Source organism: Streptomyces sp. NPDC091292 (assembly GCF_044757265.1).
Taxonomy (GTDB): Bacteria; Actinomycetota; Actinomycetes; order Streptomycetales; family Streptomycetaceae; genus Streptomyces.
Genome location: NZ_JBIVUQ010000005.1, coordinates 12,937 through 30,497 on the forward strand (window position 1 = coordinate 12,937; position 17,561 = coordinate 30,497).

A 17,561-nucleotide genomic window follows, 5' to 3' on the forward strand; every position below is an offset into this window, starting at 1 on the left:
TGTGCTTGATGCGCCTGCGCGCCCTCGCCACCACCGCCGCCTGCGGCCTCGCCCTGCTCTTCGCCGCCGCGCCCTCGGCCTCCGCCGCCGAAGGCCGGTTCACCTACGTCTACAACGACCCGAGCGGCGCCCCGCACCTGGGCGGCCTCGTCGATCCGCCGAGCGGCGTCTGTATCACGCTGCGCGAGGTCGAGCACCCGTGGACGACCCCCGCCCACAGCCCCCGCAACGACACCGACGCGACCGCCGTGGTCTTCTCCGAGGCCAACTGCGAGGGCGATCACTTCAGCCTCCGCCCGCACGGCGGCCACGCCTCCGAGCGCCTGAAGGTCCGGTCGGTCGTCTTCAGCTGACCCGGGACGAACGGGGGACACGGCAGCCCGGTACACCGTCGCATCGCGCGGGTACCGGGCTGCCGTCGTGTGTCAGCGCGTCGCAGCCTGTGTCAGCGTGCGCTAAAGGGGGGTGGCGGCGTGCAGGATCAGGATCATCGAGACGGCGGAGTTCGCCGACGACATCGCGGACAGCACCGCACCGCCCACCGCCGCCCAGACCGCGAGCCCCACGGCGGTGAACGTCGGGGGCCAGGTCCGCACGGCGGGCGCCGGACCGAGCAGCGCCGCGACCCGGCGGGGCACGGGACCCGGCGCCGCGAACGCGGGCAGTGTGGAGACCGGCGTCTTGGGCGCGAGCAGCGCCGCCTTCGCGACCGCGTGTGCCGTCACCCTCCGATCGCCGACCACCCGGGCCGCCTCCTCGTCCGCCCAGCGTTCCACCGTGTACGCCACGACCGACCGCAGCGGTCGCAGGAACGGATTGGCCCGCGCCGCGAGCCCCGCCACCAGGAGGTAACGGTGGTGGCAGCGGTCGAGATGGGCGCGCTCATGCGCGAACAGTGCCCGGCGCTCCCCCGAGTCGAGCCCTTCCAGCATGCCCGTCGAGACCACGATCCGGCCCCGGTCCCGGCCGCCCGGCACCGTATGGGCGTAGGGCAGCACGTCGGGCAGTACGGCGATCCGGGTGGCGGGCAGCCCTTCCAGGGTCCGCCGGACCTGCCGCCGTATCCGGCGATGGCGCAGCAGCAGAAGGGCGCAGCTGACATGGACGGCGGCCAGGACGGCGACCGACGCCTCGCCCACCACCTCGTGCCGGGGCACGGCCTCCCGTACCTCCGGGTCGGACCAGCTGTCCGGCAGCGGGTTGCCCGGGAGCTGGGCCGTGCCGACGATCGCGAGCAGGCCGAGCGAGAGGGTGCTGCACAGGCCGAGGACGGCGCCGGCCACCGTGAGGATCTTGGTGGCGGCGCGGGGATGCAGATGGTGCCCGGCCAGCCGGGCGACCGGCCAGGCCGTCAGGGGCAGGACGAGGGGCAGGAAGACGAAGACGCCCACGGCTCAGATCTCCCGGCCTTCCTGGAGCAGCGCCCGCAGCAGTTCCTCGTCCCGTGCCGGCAGTCCCGACACGAAGCTGACGAGGACGGCCTCCCGGTCGGCCTCGCTGTCGAGTACGCGTCTCATGCGGTGCGCGGCGAGACCCGCCTCGTCGGACGCGGCCTTCCACAGGAACGAGCGGCCCGCACGCTCCCGCGTGACCGCGCTCTTGGCCTGCAGCCGCGTCAGGGTCGTCATCACCGTGGTGTACGCGAGGGTGCCGCCGAGACGTTCGCGCACCCAGGCCGCCGTCGCGGGACCGGCGGCGCCTCGCAGGGCTGACAGCACCTGGATCTCCAACTCGCCCTGGGCCCGGCGCCGGACACCGGCACCGATCTCGTGCAGGGCGTTCCCGTGGGCGCCGCCCAGCGTCCCGCCGCTCACGCCCCGGCCGCGCTCGTCCTGCCTCACCACGCCGTCTCCCGACTGGGCATCGTCCCGTCCCGTCCCGACTGTCCGACCGACTCATCGACCGCCCGGCCGCGCCTCCTGAGGAGATCGCACCCTGGCCCCTCATTATTTCTACAGGGCTGTAGTTTCCTAACTTCTACAGTGATGTAGATTTCAGTTGGATTCACACCGTCGGGATCCCATCCGGGCCCGGCGGTCACCGTGGCGGTCAATGAGGAGTACAGCGTGGGAGTTTCCCTGTCCAAAGGCGGCAATGTCTCGCTCAGCAAGGAGGCGCCGGGTCTGACGGCGGTCCTCGTCGGTCTGGGCTGGGACGTGCGCACCACGACGGGCACCGACTACGACCTGGACGCCAGCGCGCTGCTGGTCGGCGAGTCCGGGAAGGTCGCGTCGGACCGGCACTTCGTCTTCTACAACAACCTCACCAGCCCGGACGGCTCGGTCGAGCACACCGGTGACAACCTCACGGGTGAGGGAGAGGGCGACGACGAGGTGGTCAAGGTCAACCTCGCCGGGGTGCCCGCCGACATCACCAAGATCGTCTTCCCGGTGTCGATCCATGACGCCGCGAACCGCGGCCAGAGCTTCGGCCAGGTCCGCAACGCGTACATCCGCGTCGTCAACCAGGCCGGCGGCGCCGAACTCGCCCGCTACGACCTGTCCGAGGACGCCGCCACGGAGACCGCGATGGTCTTCGGCGAGCTGTACCGCAACGGCGCCGAGTGGAAGTTCCGCGCCGTCGGCCAGGGCTACGCGTCCGGCCTGTCGGGCATCGCCGCCGACTTCGGCGTCAGCGTCTGACACCCGGCCGTGCCTCGCCCGCTGCCCGCCGCCGGATCCGTCCGGCGCGGTCGGCGGGCGCTCTTCCCCTCCGTGCACACACCCGCACCCCGTACACACACCCGCACCCCGTACACACCCCACACCGAGCGAGGCACTTGTCGTATGTCCGTCAATCTGTCCAAGGGTCAGCAGATCAGCCTCAGCAAGTCCGACGGTGGCGCCCTCACCGTCGTCCGTATGGGCCTCGGCTGGCAGGCCGCCCCGCGCAAGGGCTTCTTCGGGAAGCTGGCCGGCAACCGTGAGATCGACCTCGACGCGTCGGCCGTCCTCTTCGCGGGTCAGCAGTTCGTGGACGTGGTCTTCTTCCAGCACCTCGTGAGCAATGACGGCTCCGTACGCCACACCGGGGACAACCTCGTGGGCGGCGCGGGGCAGGGCGGCGACGACGAGTCGATCGTCGTGGACCTGGCGCGGCTGCCCGTCCACGTGGACGGCGTCGTGTTCACCGTGAACTCCTTCACCGGACAGACCTTCGAAGAGGTCCAGAACGCGTTCTGCCGTCTGGTCGACGAGACCAACGGCCAGGAACTCGCCCGCTACACCCTCACCGGCGGCGGCCCCCACACCGCGCAGATCATGGCCAAGGTCCACCGTGCCGGCACCGGCTGGCAGATGTCAGCCATCGGCGAACCGACCTCCGGCCGTACCTTCCAGGACCTGCTGCCCGCCGTCGCGCGCCACCTCTGACCCCGTCGGATCCCTTCCGACCCATCTCTAAGGAGTACGAGCTTGTCCGCCAGTTCGACGGACCCTCCGGGACACAGTCCCGGACCATCCCGCCTCTCCCCGCATGACCACGGCACCCGGCGGGATGGTGTCCGATGAATGCCGTACTGGGCCTGCTGGCCGTCTTCGTCCTGACCGCCGGCACCGGCTACTTCGTCGCCCAGGAATTCGCCTACGTATCCGCCGACCGGTTCACACTGGCCCGCGAGGCCGAGGCCGGTGACCGCAACGCGGCCCGCGCCCTCAAGGTCCTGGGCCGCCTGTCCTTCATGCTCTCCGGCGCACAACTCGGCATCACCGTCACCGGCCTGATCGTCGGCTTCCTCGCCGAACCGTCGGTGTCCGCCCTGCTGCGCCCCGTCCTGTCCGGCACCGGCATCCCCGACGGTGCGGTCACCGGGATCTCCGTAGTCCTCGCCTTCGTCCTGGCCACCGTCGTCCAGATGGTCCTGGGCGAACTCGCGCCCAAGAACCTCGCCCTGGCCATCCCCGAACGCCTCGCCAAGAGCCTGGCGCCGTCCACCCTGGCGTATCTGAAAGTGGTCGGACCGGTGGTGAAGGTCTTCGACGGCGCCGCGAACCGGCTGCTGCGCCGGATCGGGATCGAACCGGTCGAGGAACTTCACCACGGCGCGACACTGGAAGAACTCGGCCACCTCATCGGCGAGTCCCACCAGCAGGGCGCGCTGCCCGGTGACACCGCCGTACTCCTCGATCACGCCCTGGACTTCTCCGACCGCACCCTGGACGAGGTGATGGTGCCCCGCGCCGACACGGTGTTCGTACGCCGGGACGCGACGGCCGCGGAGGCGATCGACGTGATCGGCAAGCACGGTCACTCCACCTATCCCGTCCTGGGGGACCACCCTGACGACATCGCGGGTGTGCTGGGGGTGCGGGAGCTGATGCGGCTGCCCGCCGACCGGCTCACCACCACCACCGCCGGGGCCCTGGCCCGACGGCCGCTGCTGCTCCCCGACACCCTCGAACTGCCGCGTGCGGTGACTCGGATGCGCGAGGGCGACGACGAGTTCGGGGTCGTCCTGGACGAACACGGCGGCATCGCCGGGATCGTCACCTACGAGGACATCGCGGAGGAACTTGTCGGCGACATCGCCGACGAGAGCGACACCGTGACGGAGATGGCGCGGGCCGACGGCGACGGCTGGCTCGTCGACGCCGGGCGCCGCCTGGACGAGATCGCGGAAGCCACCGGCATCGACCTCCCGCCCGACGACGACTACGACACCGTCTCGGGACTCGTCGTGGACCGCCTGGGCCGCTTCCCCGCCATCGGCGACCGCCTCACCCTTGAACTGGCGGACGGTGACCGGGTCATGATCGAGGTCCGCACGCTGGAACGGCACGTCGCCGACCGGGTACGCCTGGAGCGCCTGCCCGCCGCCGACGACGCACCGCACACGTCGGGTTCGGCCGGTGCGGACGGGAAGGAGGAAGCATGAGTTTCCCGATGGCGCTGTTCGTCACCGTCCTGCTGCTGATCGGCAGCGGATTCTTCGTCGCCGCCGAATTCGCCCTGGTCGCCGCCAAACGGCACCGCATGGAACAGGCAGCCGCCGCAGGACAGCGCGGCGCCAAGGCCGCACTCGCCGGCATGCGCGAACTCTCCCTCATGCTCGCCGGAGCCCAACTCGGCATCACCATCTGCACCCTGGGACTCGGCTCCATCTCCAAGCCGGCCGTCTCCCACGAACTGGACCCGCTGCTGAAGGCGATCGGTCTGCCCAGCGGAGTCAGCTACGGCGTCTCCTTCGCCATCGCCATGATCGTGGTGGTGTTCCTGCACATGGTCGTCGGCGAGATGGCACCCAAGTCCTGGGCCATCGCCCACCCGGAACGGTCGGCGATGCTGCTGTCGCCGCCCTTCCGAGCCGTCGTGAAGGTCGTACGCCCGATCATCTGGCTGCTGAACAGGGTGAGCAACGCGCTGGTACGGCTCTGCCGGGTGACCCCGCGCGACGAGCTGACGGCGGTCCACGACCGGGAGCAACTCGCCCATCTCGTGGCGGAGTCGGAGCGTCTGGGGCTCATCACGAAGGGGGACTCCGAGCTGATCACGCGGTCCCTCACCGAGGCCCGTACGCCGGTGGGGGACCTCCAGATCCCCGCCGCCGAGATCACGTCGGTCACCGGTTCAGCCGGGATCGAGGACATCCTGCGCACCGCGTCGGCCAGCGACCGGACACGGCTGCTCGTCCGTGACGGCGCCGTCCTCCTCGGCTCGGTCCATGCCCGCGACGCCATGGTCGCGCGGGCGCGGGACCGTACCGTACGCGCCCGTGATCTGGCCCGTCCGGTGCCCGAGCTGACCGCGGACACCACCGTCCCGGACGCGGTCGAACTGCTGCGGGCGCGCCGGGCGTCACTGGCCGCCGTCCGCGACGGTGCCGGACGGCTCACCGGCATGGTCAGCCTGGACGACCTGCTGGCCCGCTACCTCCAGCCACGGGAGCCGGGGGAGCCGCGAGCGGTATGACAGCGGTCCCCGTACGGGCCGGCCGTCCTGAGGGACGCGACGCCCGTGCGGGGACCGGCCGTTCGCCGGTCAGGCCCTTTCCGTGGGCCCTTCGCGGTTGACCACTGTGCCCGACAGGGGAGCGGACGCCGCCCCCGTCCCGGTGGCGGCGCCGTCGCCCGGGGTCTTGCCCTCTTCCTTGAGCGCCTTGGTCTCGCTCTTGAGAATGCGCGCCGCCTTGCCCGCCGAACGGGTCAGCTCGGGCAGCTTCTTCACCGCCAGGATCACGGCGACGACGATGAGGATCAGGGCCAGTTCACTCAGGCCGAACATCTGGTCTGCTCTCTGCCGGGCGGTCGGCGACCGGAGCCACCGCCATGAGGTTCTACACGTCTGTAGAAGTTTCCCCTGAGTGCGCCCTGACAACAAGTCCGCCTTCGAGCCCGGCCGGCTGGAGACCGACGGCGCCGGATTTGTTACCGCTCACCGGCCGGCCGGTCCCGCTCCACGAGCCGGGCGAGGCTTTCCAGCGCCATGCGGGTGCCCAACTCGTTGTCGGACGTGGGCACACTGTCAGGGAGCCCGTCGTGCACGATGATGACATCGGTGCCACCGTCCGCGTCGGTGAGCGTGGTCGTCATCGTCATGGCGCCCCGCAGCGCCGGATCGTCCGTCTCGAACTCGAACTCCTCGACCACCTGCTCATCCGGCACGAGCTTCACGAAGCGTCCGTGGTACGTGTCGGTGTGCGCGCCCGACTTGCCGGTGCCGGTCGGTGCGTCGTACGTGAGGGAGACCCGGAACCGACCACCTTCGCGCGCGTCGAACTCGTGCACATGGCTGCTCATGTCGTCGGGCACGCGCCACTGTGCGACGGCGTCCGCGTCGAGAAGGGCCCGGTAGACGACAGGGCGCGGCGCGTTCACGTGCTGGGAAACCTGTGTCGAATACATGCCGGTCAACCTACCGCCGCCCTCTGCGCCCCGGCCGGGAGCGGATAACGTGCCGCCATGGCCGGTCACGAGGAGCGCCCCCTGCTGTTTCTGGACGTCGACGGAACCTTGCTGCCCTTCGGCCCAGGAGCGCGGCCCCCGGCGAGCGGCGACGACCGGGGCGCCTGGCAGGACGCGCCGAACCCACAACTGGCCAAGCTCGACCCCGCGCACGGTCCGCGACTTCTGGCACTGCCCTGCGCCCTGATCTGGGCCACCGCCTGGATGCAGGACGCCAACGAGGTCATCGCACCCCTGCTCGGCCTCCCCGAACTGCCCGTGGCAGACCTGCCGGACGGTCCGGGCGGGCCGGGCGGTGACACGGAAGGTGCGCTGCACTGGAAGACCCGTGCCCTGGTGGACACGGCGGCCGGACGCCCCTTCGTCTGGGTCGACGACGAGATCACCGAAACCGACCGCACCTGGGTCTCGGCCCACCACCCCGCACCGGCACTTCTCCACCGGGTCGACTCCTACGCCGGCCTGACCGAAACGGACTTCGCCGTACTCGACGCCTGGCTGCGCGACCTCCCCTGACGCCCTGACGGCGACCCGCACCGGGTCAACGCGCCGTCGCCGTGGTCGTGCGGATCACCAGTTGGGGAGCGATGACGATCTCGCCCTCGGGGGCCGGTCCGTCCTCCAGGCGGGCGATGGCGCGCGTGACGGCCGACTCGGCCAGGCGCGGGGCGTTCTGGGCCACCGTGGTGAGGTCGATGTGGGCGAGGCGCGCCAGACGGCTGTCGTCGAAGCCGATGACGGAGATCTCGGCGGGAACCCGGACACCGGAGCGCAGGAAGACGTCGAGGGCACCGATGGCGCAGCGGTCGTTGAAGGCGACGACGGCCGTGGGGCGGCTCCGCGCGCCGAGCAGGGTACGGGCGGCCCCGGCGCCGTCGTCCTCGGACAGCCCGCCGGGCAGGACACGGATGTGAGCGGCCAGGCCGTGCCGGGTCATGGCGGTGCGGTAGCCACGGCGCCGGTCGGCGGCGCCCGGCGCCCTGCCGCCGTCGATGTGGGCGATGTCGCGGTGGCCGAGGGTCACCAGATGGTCGACGGCCTGGCGGGCGCCCTCGTCGTCGGCGGTACGGACCACGTCCACCGGTCCGGCGGGCGGTCGCAGACGCCGGGCGACCGAGACGACCGGCAACTGACCCGCCAGCTCCACCAGTCGCGCCACGGGGATCTGCGGGCCGAGCAGGATCAGCGCCTCACAGCGGTCGGCGAGCAAGGTGTCCACGGCCTGCTGCTCGCTGCGGCTGGGCGCCACGGCACTCAACGCGATCTGGTAGCCCGCCGGTTCGGCCGCCGCGTACAGACTCTCCACCAGATCGGCGTGGAACGCGTGCTGGAGGCCGAACTGCACACCGAGCAGGCGTGAGCGGTGGCTGCGCAGCAGACGGGCCCGGGTGTCGGGCCGGTAGCCGATCTCCCGCGCGGCCTCAAGGACCCGTTCACGGGTCGCGGCCCCCGCGCCCTTGGCGCCGCGCATCACGATGGAGACCAGCGCCGTGGACACCCCCGCACGCGCGGCCACGTCGGCGAGGGTGGGCCGCTTCCCTTCCGGGACCACCGGGGTCGGTGCCACCACTGCCCTCCTTGCTGAGATGTGCCGGAGGTGGAGGCCCCACCGTACTGCAACGTTCTAGTAGCGCACCACCAGGGCTCTTGACAGGCGGTCGAGGCGATGGCGTACTACTGATCCGAAGCTACTAGAACGTTCTAGTACCGGTCTGGTGCCGGCTGTGGTCCGGAGAGTGGGTGTGGCGATGTACACGTTGGCGGTCTGCGCCGAGATGGTCTTCCGTGACCTGCCGATCGAGGAGCGGGCCCGCCGTCTCCACGACGCCGGCTTCCAGGTCGAGATCTGGGACTGGACCCGGCACGACCTGGCCGCGCTGGAGCGCACCGGGGCGGTCTTCTCGTCCATGACCGGCTACATACGCGGCAGCCTCACCGACGAGGACGACGCGGCGGAACTGCTGCGTACGGCCGAGGAGTCGGTCAAGGCCGCCGCGCTGCTGGGCTGTCCCCGGCTGAATCTGCACGGCACCGGTCTGGACGGTCGGGGACTGCCGGTCGACCCGGTGGCGGGCGAGGCCACAGGTCCGATGTGGATCGCCGCCCACCGCACTCTCGGCCGCGTCGCGGAGCTGGGCGAGAGCGCCGGCGTCGTCTTCACGCTGGAGAACCTCAACACGGCCGTCGACCACCCGGGCGTGCCGTTCGCGAAGGCCGCCGACACCCTCGCCCTGGTCGCGGCCGTCAACCGGCCGGGTCTGAAGATGAACCTGGACCTTTACCACGCGCAGATCGGCGAGGGGAATCTGATCGAGTTGGTGCGCCGGGCGCACGGCCTGGGCCTGATCGGTGAGATCCAGGTCGCGGACGTGCCGGGCCGCTGCGAGCCCGGCACCGGCGAGATCGCCTATCCGGCAGTCGCCCGCGCTCTCGCCGACCTCGGCTACGACGGCACGGTGGCGATGGAGGCGTGGGCCTCCGGCGACGACGACCTGGCGCTCGACCGCTTCCGTACCGCCTTCACGGTCTGATGCCCCCGCGGCCACCATTCCGCACCCTCACCACCCCGCGCCCCGAACACCCCCGCCCCGAACATCACGTACGGAGAACGCTCATGACCCCTCAGCAGCCCCTCGCCGTCGGTCTCGTCGGCGCCGGACGGATGGGCTCCTTCCACGCCGAGTCCCTTGCCCACCGCATCCCCGGAACCCGGCTCGCCGCCGTCGCCGACCCCGTCCCCGGCGCCGCCCGGCGCCTCGCGGACCGGCTGGGCTGTCCGAAGGTGTACACCGGTATCGACGCGTTCCTCGCCGACCCGGAGATCGACGCCGTGGTCGTCGTCACCCCGGCCCGTACGCACGCCGACCTCGTCGAGGCGGCTGCGCGGGCGGGCAAGGCGGTCTACTGCGAGAAGCCCATGGCCGTCACCCTCGGCGAGGCCGACCGCGCCATAGCCGCCGCCCGGGAGGCGGGCGTGGCGCTTCAGGTGGGCTTCAACCGGCGGTACGACGCGGGATTCCGCGCCGCCCACGACAAGGTCGCTTCCGGAGCCATCGGCACCCCGCAGCTGCTGCGGTCGCTCACCCGGGACCCCAAGCTGGTCGACCCGGCGCCCATTCCGCCGTGGACGATCTTCCTGGAGACCTTGATCCACGACTTCGACGCGCTGCGCTACCTCAACCCCGGCGCCGCCCCGGTCGAGGTCTTCGCGATGGCCGACGCCCTGATCCGCCCCGACTTCAAGGACCGGGGGCTGCTCGACACCGCCGTGGTCACCATCCGTTTCGACAACGGCGCCATGGCGACTGCCGAGGCCAACTTCCAGGCGGTGTACGGATATGACGTACGCGGCGAGGTCTTCGGCTCGGCCGGCATGCTCACCGTGGGCGAACTGCGCCGCACCCACCTCACGTCGTACGGCCCGGACGGTGCGACCGCCGAGTGCGTCACCTACGACCAGGACCTGTTCCGCGACGCGTACGTGGCCGAACTCGCCGACTTCGCGGACTGCGTCCGTACCGGCAGGACCCCCGAGGTCACGGGCGATGACGCCCGCGCCGCGCTGTCCATCGCCCTGGCGGCCGTGCGCTCGGTGACCACGGGCGGCCCGGTCCGGATCGACGCGGTCGAGAGTGCCGACGCAGTCGCCGGCCCCCAGGGTCCGTCCTCTTAGGCGCGCATGAGGAGCTGGAACTCGAAGGCGTACCGGGACGCGCGGTAGATGTGAGTGCCGTACTCGATCGCGCGACCGGTGTCGTCGTAGGCCGTGCGCTGCATGGTGAGCAGGGCGGCGCCCTCGGGCTCGCCCAGGCGCTCGGCCTCCTCGGCCGTGGCGGAGCGGGCGCCGATGGACTGCCGTGCGCTGTGCAGGGTGACACCGGCGCTCCGCAGCATGCGGTACAGCCCGGTCGACTCCAGCGCCGCGTCGTCCAGTTCCAGCAGACCGGCCGGGACGTAGTTGCACAGGAACGCCACCGGCTGGCCGTGCGTGAGCCGGAGCCGTTCGATGCGGTGCACGTCGCCGCCCTCGGTGATGCCCAGGGCCGCGGCGACCTCGGCGGAAGCGGGCCGGAGTTCATTGCGCAGCACCTGGGTCGTGGGGCTCTGCCCCGCGGCCTCCAGGTCGTCGTAGAGACTGCTCAGCTCCAGTGGGCGCTTGACCTGGCTGTGCACCACCTGGGTGCCGATGCCCCGGCGGCGCACCAGCAGACCCTTGTCGACCAGGGTCTGCATGGCCTGGCGCACGGTCGGCCGGGACAGCCCGAGCCGCGCCGCCATGTCGATCTCGTTGCCGAGCAGGTCGCCGGGGGCCAGGGCGCCCCGCTCGATCGCGGACTCCAACTGCTGGGCGAGCTGGTAGTAGAGCGGAACAGGGCTGTTCCGGTCGAGCACGAAGTCGAGGCCGGCGGGGGTGGAGGCGGTCACGGACCGAGCGTATCCGTCCGACCGCTTGACAGGAACCCTTGTCGTCATATTGTCCTGACAATTCATGGGGGGTGGTGGCCCAGCGGCGAGGGAGTGGCTGCTGAGCCGGTGAGTCGGACCGGTGAGTCAGAGGTGTCGGCGGCGGTCGGTGACCTGGCGGTCGTACGCCGTGCGGGCGTCCACGGCGGCTTCGCGGGACGCCACTTCGGCGACCGGCACGTCCCACCACGCCTCCGCGGCGGGGGCGGTCGGCGCCGGGTCGGTCTCGACGTACACACACGTCGGCCGGTCCGACGCGCGTGCCGTGGTGAGCGCGTCACGCAGGTCGCGCACGGTCTTGGCGCGGATGACGTCCATGCCGAGGCTGGCGGCGTTGGCGGCGAGGTCCACCGGCAGCGGTGCTCCGGTGAAGGTGCCGTCCGGCGCGCGGTAGCGGTAGGCGGTGCCGAAGCGCTCGGCGCCGACCGACTCGGAGAGACCGCCGATGGAGGCGTATCCGTGGTTCTGGATCAGGACCAGATTGACGGGCAGCCCTTCCTGGACGGCGGTGACGATCTCGGTCGGCATCATCAGATACGTGCCGTCGCCGACGAGCGACCAGACGGGTGTGCCGGGGGCGGCCTGCTGGACTCCGATGCCCGCCGGGATCTCGTAGCCCATGCAGGAGTAGCCGTACTCCAGGTGGTACTGGCGCGGTGAGCGGGCCCGCCACAGTTTGTGCAGGTCGCCGGGGAGCGAACCGGCCGCGTTGATGACGACGTCGGTGTCGCCCACGACGGCGTCCAGGGCGCCGAGCAGCTGGGTCTGGGTGGGCGTCGCGCTGTCGTCGTCCGCGCGGTAGGCGGCGTCCACGATCCGCTCCCAGCGCTCTTTGCCCGCGCGGTACTCGGCCTCGTACGCCGCGTCCACCCGGTGCCCGGCCAGCGCGCCGGTCAGGGCCTCCAGGCCCGTCCGGGCGTCGGCCAGCAGCGGGTGCGCGGCGAGCTTGTGCGCGTCGACAGCGGCGATGTTGAGATTCACGAACCGCACCTCTGGGCGCTGGAACAGCGTGCCGGACGCGGTGGTGAAGTCGGTGTAGCGGGTGCCGATCCCGATGACGAGGTCGGCGGTGCGGGCGAGGTCGTCGCTGACGGCGGTGCCGGTGTGGCCGATGCCGCCGAGGTCGGCAGGGTGGTCGTGGCGCAGCGAACCCTTGCCCGCCTGCGTCGAGGCCACGGGGATGCCGGTGGCGTCCACCAGCGCCTTGAGCGCGTCCTCGGCCTCGCTGTGATGGACCCCGCCGCCCGCGACGATCAGCGGGCGCCGGGCGGCCCGGATCGCCGCCGCCGCGTCGGCGAGTTCACGCGGATCGGGGGCGGCCCGCCGCACCCGCCAGACGCGCTCGGCGAAGAACTCCTCCGGCCAGTCGTACGCCTCCGCCTGGACGTCCTGCGGCAGCGCGAGCGTGACGGCGCCGGTCTCGGCCGGGTCGGTGAGGACCCGCATCGCGTGCAGCGCGGACGGGATGAGCGTCTCCGGGCGGGTGATCCGGTCGAAGTAGCGGGAGACCGGGCGCAGCGAGTCGTTGACCGACACGTCTGCCTCGACCGGGTGCTCCAGCTGCTGGAGCAGCGGGTCGGCGGCGCGGGTCGCGAAGTAGTCGCCGGGCAGGAGTAGTACGGGGAGCCGGTTGACGGTGGCCAGTGCGGCGCCGGTGACCAGATTGGTGGCGCCGGGCCCGATGGAGGTGGTGACGGCCTGTGCGGAGAGGCGGTTGAGTTGCCGGGCGTAGCCGACGGCCGCGTGCACCATCGCCTGCTCGTTGCGGCCCTGGTGGAACGGCATGGCCTCCTCGCCGGCCTCAAGCAGCGCCTGCCCGATGCCGGCGACATTTCCGTGGCCGAAGATGCCCCAGGTGCCGGCGATCAGCCGGTGCCGTACGCCGTCGCGCTCGCTGTACTGCGCGGACAGGAAGCGCACCAGCGCCTGGGCGACGGTCAGACGGTGCGTTGACTGGCTCATCGGGACCTCACTGGGACGACGGGGCGGTGTAGCGCGGGAGTCGGGGGTCGACCGGCTGGTCCGGCCAGGTGTCGCGGATCCAGGCGTGTCCGGGGTGGTCGCAGATCAGCCAGGAGCGCTCGGCACCGGGACCCGCCATCACATTCAGGTAGTACATGTCGTGGCCGGGTACCGCCATCGAAGGGCCGTGCCAGCCGTCCGGGATGAGCACCGCGTCGCCGCCCCGCACCTCGGCCAGGACGTCCGTGCCCCGGCCGTGGCCGGAGGGGGAGACCCGCTGGTAGCCCAGGCCGGGAGTGCCCTCGTGGTCGGCGAACTCGAAGTAGTAGATCTCCTCCAGCTCGGACTCCTCACCGGGCCGGTGCTCGTCGTGCTTGTGCGGCGGGAACGAGGACCAGTTGCCGCCCGGTGTGATCACCTCGACGGCGATGAGCTTGTCGCACGCGAAGACCCCGGCGGCGCCGAAGTTGTTCACCTGACGCGAGCAGTTGCCGGTGCCGCGCAGCTCCACGGGGACGCCCGAGGCGGGTCCGTAGCGGGCGGGCAGCCGTTCGGTGCAGCGGGCGCCGGTGAGCGCGAAGCGTCCGCCGCCGGGCGAGGAGAGGGAGACGTGGGCGTCCCGGGGTACGTACGCGAAGTCGCTGACCCCGCTGAAGACGCTCTCGCGCCCGGCGAGGTGGAAGGTCTCTCCGTCGGCGGCGACCGTGCAGGAACCCGACAGCGGCAGCACGATCCACTCGCTGTCGCCCGTGTCGAAGGGGTGCAGGCCCCCGGCGGGCAGTTCGAGGACGCGCAGGCTGGAGTAGCCCCAGCCGGCCGACTCGGGGGAGACGTCCAGGGCGTAGGGGCCGGCTGCCGCCTTTCCCGCGGGCAGGTGGTGAGTGGTCGTCATGATGCCCTTCTCCAGATGCTCTACATGCTCTACATGCTCTACATGCTCTACGTGTTCGACATGTTCGACGTGCGGGGTCGGTGCATGCCTACCCGGCTCAGAGCAGACCGACCGCCGTGTCCACGGCGGCCTCCACGGTGCCTTCGGCGGGGTACAGCAGCGAGCGGCCCACGACCAGACCCTGCACGGTGGGCAGCCGTAGTGCCTTGCGCCACCGCTCGTAGGCGCCGTCCTGGTCCCGGCCGACCTCGCCGCCGAGCAGCACGGTGGGCAGGGTCGAGGTCTCCAGGACCTCGGCCATGTCGTCGGGGTCCTCCGTGACCGGCAGCTTCAGCCAGGTGTACGCGGAGGTGCCCGCGAGGCCGGAGGCTATGGCGATGGAACGGGTGACGCCGTCGGCGCTCAGATCGTTGCGGACGGCGCCGTCGACGCGGCGCGACAGGAACGGCTCGACGAACAGCGGCAGTTTCCGCGCGGCCATGGCGTCGATCGCGCGGGCCGCGGACTGGAGGGTGTCCAGGGAGCCCCGGTCCTCGTAGTCGATGCGCAGCAGCAGCTTGCCCGCGTCGAAGCGGAGCCGTTCGATGTCCTCGGCGCGGTGCCCGGTGAAGCGGTCGTCCATCTCGAAGGACGCGCCCGCGAGGCCACCGCGGTTCATCGACCCCATCACGACCTTGTGCTCCAGCACCCCGAGGAGCAGCAGGTCCTCCAGGATGTCGGCGGTGGCCAGCACGCCGTCCACACCGGGCCGCGACAGCGCCGTGCAGAGGCGTTCGAGGAGGTCGGCGCGGTTGGCCATGGCGAGCCGCTGATCGCCCACGCCGAGGGCACCGCGCGCCGGATGGTCGGCCGCCACGATCATGAGACGCCCGCTGTCGCCGATCAGCGGGCGGCGGGCGCGGCGGTGGGCCGCTTCGGCGATGGCCTCCGGGTGCCGGGCGCGCACCGAGACGAGGTCGGGGATGCTGATGGTCAAGGGAAGCTCCGTTCGGGGTGTGGCGTCGGTCGGCCGCGTCGGTCAGCCATGTCGGTCGGCCGTTTCGGTCGGCCGTGTCGGTCAGCCGCGGGCGACGAGGTCCTCGACCTCGGAGACGGTGGGCATCGCGGCGGAGCAGGCGAGACGCGACGCGACCAGGGCGCCGGCCGCGTTCGCGTGGCGCATGGTCCGCTCAAGACCCCAGCCGGAGAGCAGCCCGTGGCAGAGCGTGCCGCCGAACGCGTCGCCCGCGCCGAGGCCGTTGACGACCTCCACCGGCACCGGCGGCACCTCCGCGCGCGTGCCGTCGCGGTGCACGGCCAGCACTCCCTTGGGGCCCTGCTTGACGACGGCCAGTTCCACGCCCGCTTCCAGCAGGGCCTCGGCGCAGGCGTGGGGTTCCCGTACGCCGGTGGCGATCTCGCACTCGTCGAGATTGCCTACGGCCACGGTGCTGTGCCGCAGCGCCTCGGCGTAGAACGGGCGCGCGGTGTCGGGGTCCTGCCAGAACATCGGGCGCCAGTCCAGGTCGAAGACGGTGGTGCCCGACTTGGCGCGCGCCTTGAGCGCCGCGAGCGTGGCGGAGCGGCTGGGCTCCTCGCTCAGCCCGGTGCCGGTGATCCAGAAGACGCGTGCGGCGCGGATGGCGAAGAAGTCCAGCTCGGCGGTGTGGATTTCCAGGTCGGGTGCCTTGGGGCGCCGGTAGAAGTACAGCGGGAAGTCGTCCGGCGGGAAGATCTCGCAGAACGTGACCGGCGTGGGGTAGGCGGCGACAGGGGTGACGAAGCGGTCGTCGACGCCGAACTCCTTGAGCGCCTGGTGCAGATAGCTGCCGAACGGGTCGTCGCCGGTCCGGGAGATCAGCGCCGTGGAGCGGCCCAGCCGGGCGGCGGCCACCGCGACGTTCGCCGCGGATCCGCCGAGGAACTTCCCGAACGACTCGACCTGGGCCAGCGGAACTCCCGTTTGCAGCGGGTAGAGGTCGACACCGAGGCGTCCCATGGTGATCAGGTCGAAGGTGTCAGGGGTCTCAGGCATGCGCGTCGCTCCTCGTACGGGGATACGGGCACCCCGGGGCCAATGGGGCCTGATGCGGTGTCTCAGGTGTAGGGCCCTTGCCCACCTCATGTCAATAGTTTGTACTGACATTCGTACCTGCTTGTGAAATGATGTCTTAACAAACTATTGACAGGCGGGTGCAACGGGGACTTGTATCCCGTCCCAACACAACAGCCGCGTCACCGGCACATGACCTGGGCTCCGGTCCGGGCTTTTTCCGGGCCCGGTGCCCGGACTCAACTTGCTCCCTTTCCCTCCGTCCCACAGTGAGGTGCTGGAAAGATGGACCGCACGCTTCACCCCCGCTCCCGCAGACTCGTCCCGCTCGTCGCGGTGGCCGCAGCGTCGATGCTGCTCGTCGCCGGCTGCTCCAGCAGCTCCGGCGGCAAGAAGGCGCAGGAGGAGGACGGGTCCGGCGCATCCGCCGGGAAGGCCGGTACGCCCCGTATGACCATCGCGATGGTCACCCACGCGGCTCCCGGTGACACCTTCTGGGACACCATCCGCAAGGGCGCCGAGGCCGCCGCGGCCAAGGACAACGCCAAGCTGGTCTACTCCTCCGACCCCAACGCGGCCAACCAGGCCAACCTGGTCCAGAACGCGATCGACCAGAAGGTCGACGGCATCGCGGTCACCCTCGCCAAGCCGGACGCGATGAAGGACGTCGTCGCCAAGGCGAAGCAGGCGGGCATACCCATCGTCGCCTTCAACGGCGGCGTCGACGACTGGAAGAAGCAGGGGATACTCGAATACTTCGGCCAGGACGAGAGCGTCGCCGGTGAGGCGTTGGGCGACAAGCTCAACGAACTGGGCGCCAAGCACAACATCTGCGTGATCCAGGAGCAGGGCCATGTCGCCCTGGAGGCCCGCTGTGCCGGTGTGAAGAAGACCTTCAAGGGCACCACCGACAACCTCTACGTCACCGGCGCCGACATGCCGTCCGTGAAGTCGACGATCACCGCCAAGCTCAAGCAGGACAGCTCCATCGACTACGTCGTCACCCTCGGCGCCCCCTTCGCGCTGACCTCCGTGCAGTCGGTCGCCGACGCGGGCAGCAAGGCCAAGGTCGCCACCTTCGACCTCAACAAGGACCTCGTCAACGCCGTCAAGGACGGCAGCATCCAGTTCGCCGTCGACCAGCAGCCCTACCTCCAGGGCTATCTCTCGGTCGACTCCCTGTGGCTCTACAAGACCAACGGCAACTTCAGCGGCGGCGGTGTGGCTCCGGTGCTGACCGGACCGGCGTTCGTCGACAAGTCCAATGTCGACACCATCGCCAAGTTCGCCGCGAAGGGCACCAGGTGACCCG

At 71.1% G+C, this 17,561-nt stretch carries 19 protein-coding genes; 9 read left to right on the forward strand and 10 right to left on the reverse strand.

All coding sequences use genetic code 11. The annotated features are described in order from the left end of the window. Positions 1-8 precede the first annotated feature (8 nt). Positions 9-353, forward strand: a complete 345-nt coding sequence (locus ACIQNU_RS16455) for a hypothetical protein (RefSeq protein WP_401366449.1) — start codon at positions 9-11, stop codon at positions 351-353. Between the two features lie 102 nt (positions 354-455). On the opposite strand, the gene ACIQNU_RS16460 is transcribed toward ACIQNU_RS16455, so the two are convergent. Next, positions 456-1,391 (reverse strand): M56 family metallopeptidase, encoded by a 936-nt coding sequence (locus ACIQNU_RS16460; RefSeq protein WP_401366451.1) that lies wholly within the window; start codon positions 1,389-1,391, stop codon positions 456-458. Positions 1,392-1,394: 3 nt separating this feature from the next. Beyond that, positions 1,395-1,775, reverse strand: a complete 381-nt coding sequence (locus tag ACIQNU_RS16465) for a BlaI/MecI/CopY family transcriptional regulator (protein ID WP_401367105.1) — start codon at positions 1,773-1,775, stop codon at positions 1,395-1,397. A 291-nt stretch (positions 1,776-2,066) separates the two neighbouring features. Here ACIQNU_RS16465 and ACIQNU_RS16470 point away from each other — a divergent pair, with 291 nt between their 5' ends. From ACIQNU_RS16470 to ACIQNU_RS16485, 4 genes are all read left to right on the forward strand, one after another. Next, positions 2,067-2,642 carry a TerD family protein gene (locus tag ACIQNU_RS16470; RefSeq protein WP_401366453.1) on the forward strand — a complete coding sequence of 192 codons (576 nt, stop codon included), beginning with the start codon at positions 2,067-2,069 and terminating at the stop codon, positions 2,640-2,642. Between the two features lie 144 nt (positions 2,643-2,786). Beyond that, complete coding sequence (locus tag ACIQNU_RS16475; protein ID WP_401366455.1) at positions 2,787-3,371, forward strand: TerD family protein; 585 nt, start codon at positions 2,787-2,789, stop codon at positions 3,369-3,371. Between the two features lie 134 nt (positions 3,372-3,505). Further along, positions 3,506-4,873: a hemolysin family protein gene (locus ACIQNU_RS16480; protein WP_401366457.1), complete on the forward strand. Its 1,368-nt coding sequence runs from the start codon at positions 3,506-3,508 to the stop codon at positions 4,871-4,873. Then, positions 4,870-5,907 carry a hemolysin family protein gene (locus tag ACIQNU_RS16485; RefSeq protein ID WP_401366459.1) on the forward strand — a complete coding sequence of 346 codons (1,038 nt, stop codon included), beginning with the start codon at positions 4,870-4,872 and terminating at the stop codon, positions 5,905-5,907. The genes ACIQNU_RS16480 and ACIQNU_RS16485 overlap by 4 nt, the downstream gene beginning before the upstream one ends. Before the next feature lie 69 nt (positions 5,908-5,976). Here the strand turns inward: ACIQNU_RS16485 and ACIQNU_RS16490 are convergent, their stop codons facing one another. Then, entirely contained in the window at positions 5,977-6,219 is a 243-nt protein-coding gene (locus ACIQNU_RS16490) for a twin-arginine translocase TatA/TatE family subunit (protein WP_401366461.1), read from the reverse strand. A gap of 143 nt (positions 6,220-6,362) precedes the next feature. Then, positions 6,363-6,839, reverse strand: a complete 477-nt coding sequence (locus tag ACIQNU_RS16495) for an SRPBCC domain-containing protein (protein ID WP_401366463.1) — start codon at positions 6,837-6,839, stop codon at positions 6,363-6,365. 57 nt (positions 6,840-6,896) lie between these two features. On the opposite strand from ACIQNU_RS16495, the gene ACIQNU_RS16500 reads away from it, so the two are divergent. Further along, positions 6,897-7,415 carry an HAD domain-containing protein gene (locus ACIQNU_RS16500; protein WP_401366465.1) on the forward strand — a complete coding sequence of 173 codons (519 nt, stop codon included), beginning with the start codon at positions 6,897-6,899 and terminating at the stop codon, positions 7,413-7,415. Between the two features lie 25 nt (positions 7,416-7,440). Here ACIQNU_RS16500 and ACIQNU_RS16505 read toward each other — a convergent pair whose 3' ends face one another. Next, positions 7,441-8,466, reverse strand: coding sequence for a LacI family DNA-binding transcriptional regulator (locus ACIQNU_RS16505; RefSeq protein WP_401366467.1), 1,026 nt, complete (start codon positions 8,464-8,466; stop codon positions 7,441-7,443). 181 nt (positions 8,467-8,647) lie between these two features. Here ACIQNU_RS16505 and ACIQNU_RS16510 point away from each other — a divergent pair, with 181 nt between their 5' ends. Together ACIQNU_RS16510 and ACIQNU_RS16515 are read left to right on the forward strand one after the other, a co-directional pair. Next, positions 8,648-9,430, forward strand: coding sequence for a TIM barrel protein (locus ACIQNU_RS16510; RefSeq protein WP_401366469.1), 783 nt, complete (start codon positions 8,648-8,650; stop codon positions 9,428-9,430). 83 nt (positions 9,431-9,513) lie between these two features. Beyond that, positions 9,514-10,572, forward strand: coding sequence for a Gfo/Idh/MocA family oxidoreductase (locus ACIQNU_RS16515; RefSeq protein ID WP_401366471.1), 1,059 nt, complete (start codon positions 9,514-9,516; stop codon positions 10,570-10,572). On the opposite strand, the gene ACIQNU_RS16520 is transcribed toward ACIQNU_RS16515, so the two are convergent. The 5 genes from ACIQNU_RS16520 to iolC form a co-directional block, all read right to left on the reverse strand. Continuing rightward, positions 10,569-11,372: a GntR family transcriptional regulator gene (locus ACIQNU_RS16520; protein WP_401366473.1), complete on the reverse strand. Its 804-nt coding sequence runs from the start codon at positions 11,370-11,372 to the stop codon at positions 10,569-10,571. The genes ACIQNU_RS16515 and ACIQNU_RS16520 overlap by 4 nt on opposite strands. 78 nt (positions 11,373-11,450) lie before the next feature. Next, positions 11,451-13,325, reverse strand: coding sequence for a 3D-(3,5/4)-trihydroxycyclohexane-1,2-dione acylhydrolase (decyclizing) (iolD, locus tag ACIQNU_RS16525; protein ID WP_401366475.1), 1,875 nt, complete (start codon positions 13,323-13,325; stop codon positions 11,451-11,453). Between the two features lie 7 nt (positions 13,326-13,332). Continuing rightward, a complete protein-coding gene (iolB, locus tag ACIQNU_RS16530; protein WP_401366477.1) occupies positions 13,333-14,217 on the reverse strand; it encodes a 5-deoxy-glucuronate isomerase in 885 nt (294 codons plus the stop codon). 97 nt (positions 14,218-14,314) lie between these two features. Continuing rightward, the gene (locus ACIQNU_RS16535) at positions 14,315-15,193 is read right to left on the reverse strand and encodes a deoxyribose-phosphate aldolase (protein ID WP_401366479.1); all 879 of its coding nucleotides are present in this window, start codon (positions 15,191-15,193) and stop codon (positions 14,315-14,317) included. 81 nt (positions 15,194-15,274) lie between these two features. Continuing rightward, a complete protein-coding gene (gene iolC / locus ACIQNU_RS16540) occupies positions 15,275-16,231 on the reverse strand; it encodes a 5-dehydro-2-deoxygluconokinase (protein WP_401366481.1) in 957 nt (318 codons plus the stop codon). Positions 16,232-16,534: 303 nt separating this feature from the next. Here iolC and ACIQNU_RS16545 point away from each other — a divergent pair, with 303 nt between their 5' ends. Further along, complete coding sequence (locus ACIQNU_RS16545; protein ID WP_401366483.1) at positions 16,535-17,557, forward strand: sugar ABC transporter substrate-binding protein; 1,023 nt, start codon at positions 16,535-16,537, stop codon at positions 17,555-17,557. Positions 17,558-17,561 lie beyond the last annotated feature (4 nt).

Bases quoted from the DNA above. Each gene is read 5' to 3' on its own strand.
- ACIQNU_RS16490 (WP_401366461.1), bottom strand. From the start codon at position 6,219: ATGTTCGGCCTGAGTGAACTGGCCCTGATCCTCATCGTCGTCGCCGTG.
- iolB (WP_401366477.1), bottom strand. From the start codon at position 14,217: ATGACGACCACTCACCACCTGCCCGCGGGAAAGGCGGCAGCCGGCCCC.
- ACIQNU_RS16520 (WP_401366473.1), bottom strand. From the start codon at position 11,372: ATGACGACAAGGGTTCCTGTCAAGCGGTCGGACGGATACGCTCGGTCC.
- ACIQNU_RS16515 (WP_401366471.1), top strand. From the start codon at position 9,514: ATGACCCCTCAGCAGCCCCTCGCCGTCGGTCTCGTCGGCGCCGGACGG.
- ACIQNU_RS16495 (WP_401366463.1), bottom strand. From the start codon at position 6,839: ATGTATTCGACACAGGTTTCCCAGCACGTGAACGCGCCGCGCCCTGTC.
- ACIQNU_RS16510 (WP_401366469.1), top strand. From the start codon at position 8,648: ATGTACACGTTGGCGGTCTGCGCCGAGATGGTCTTCCGTGACCTGCCG.
- iolC (WP_401366481.1), bottom strand. From the start codon at position 16,231: ATGCCTGAGACCCCTGACACCTTCGACCTGATCACCATGGGACGCCTC.
- ACIQNU_RS16500 (WP_401366465.1), top strand. From the start codon at position 6,897: ATGGCCGGTCACGAGGAGCGCCCCCTGCTGTTTCTGGACGTCGACGGA.
- ACIQNU_RS16475 (WP_401366455.1), top strand. From the start codon at position 2,787: ATGTCCGTCAATCTGTCCAAGGGTCAGCAGATCAGCCTCAGCAAGTCC.
- ACIQNU_RS16545 (WP_401366483.1), top strand. From the start codon at position 16,535: ATGGACCGCACGCTTCACCCCCGCTCCCGCAGACTCGTCCCGCTCGTC.
- ACIQNU_RS16480 (WP_401366457.1), top strand. From the start codon at position 3,506: ATGAATGCCGTACTGGGCCTGCTGGCCGTCTTCGTCCTGACCGCCGGC.
- ACIQNU_RS16485 (WP_401366459.1), top strand. From the start codon at position 4,870: ATGAGTTTCCCGATGGCGCTGTTCGTCACCGTCCTGCTGCTGATCGGC.
- iolD (WP_401366475.1), bottom strand. From the start codon at position 13,325: ATGAGCCAGTCAACGCACCGTCTGACCGTCGCCCAGGCGCTGGTGCGC.
- ACIQNU_RS16455 (WP_401366449.1), top strand. From the start codon at position 9: ATGCGCCTGCGCGCCCTCGCCACCACCGCCGCCTGCGGCCTCGCCCTG.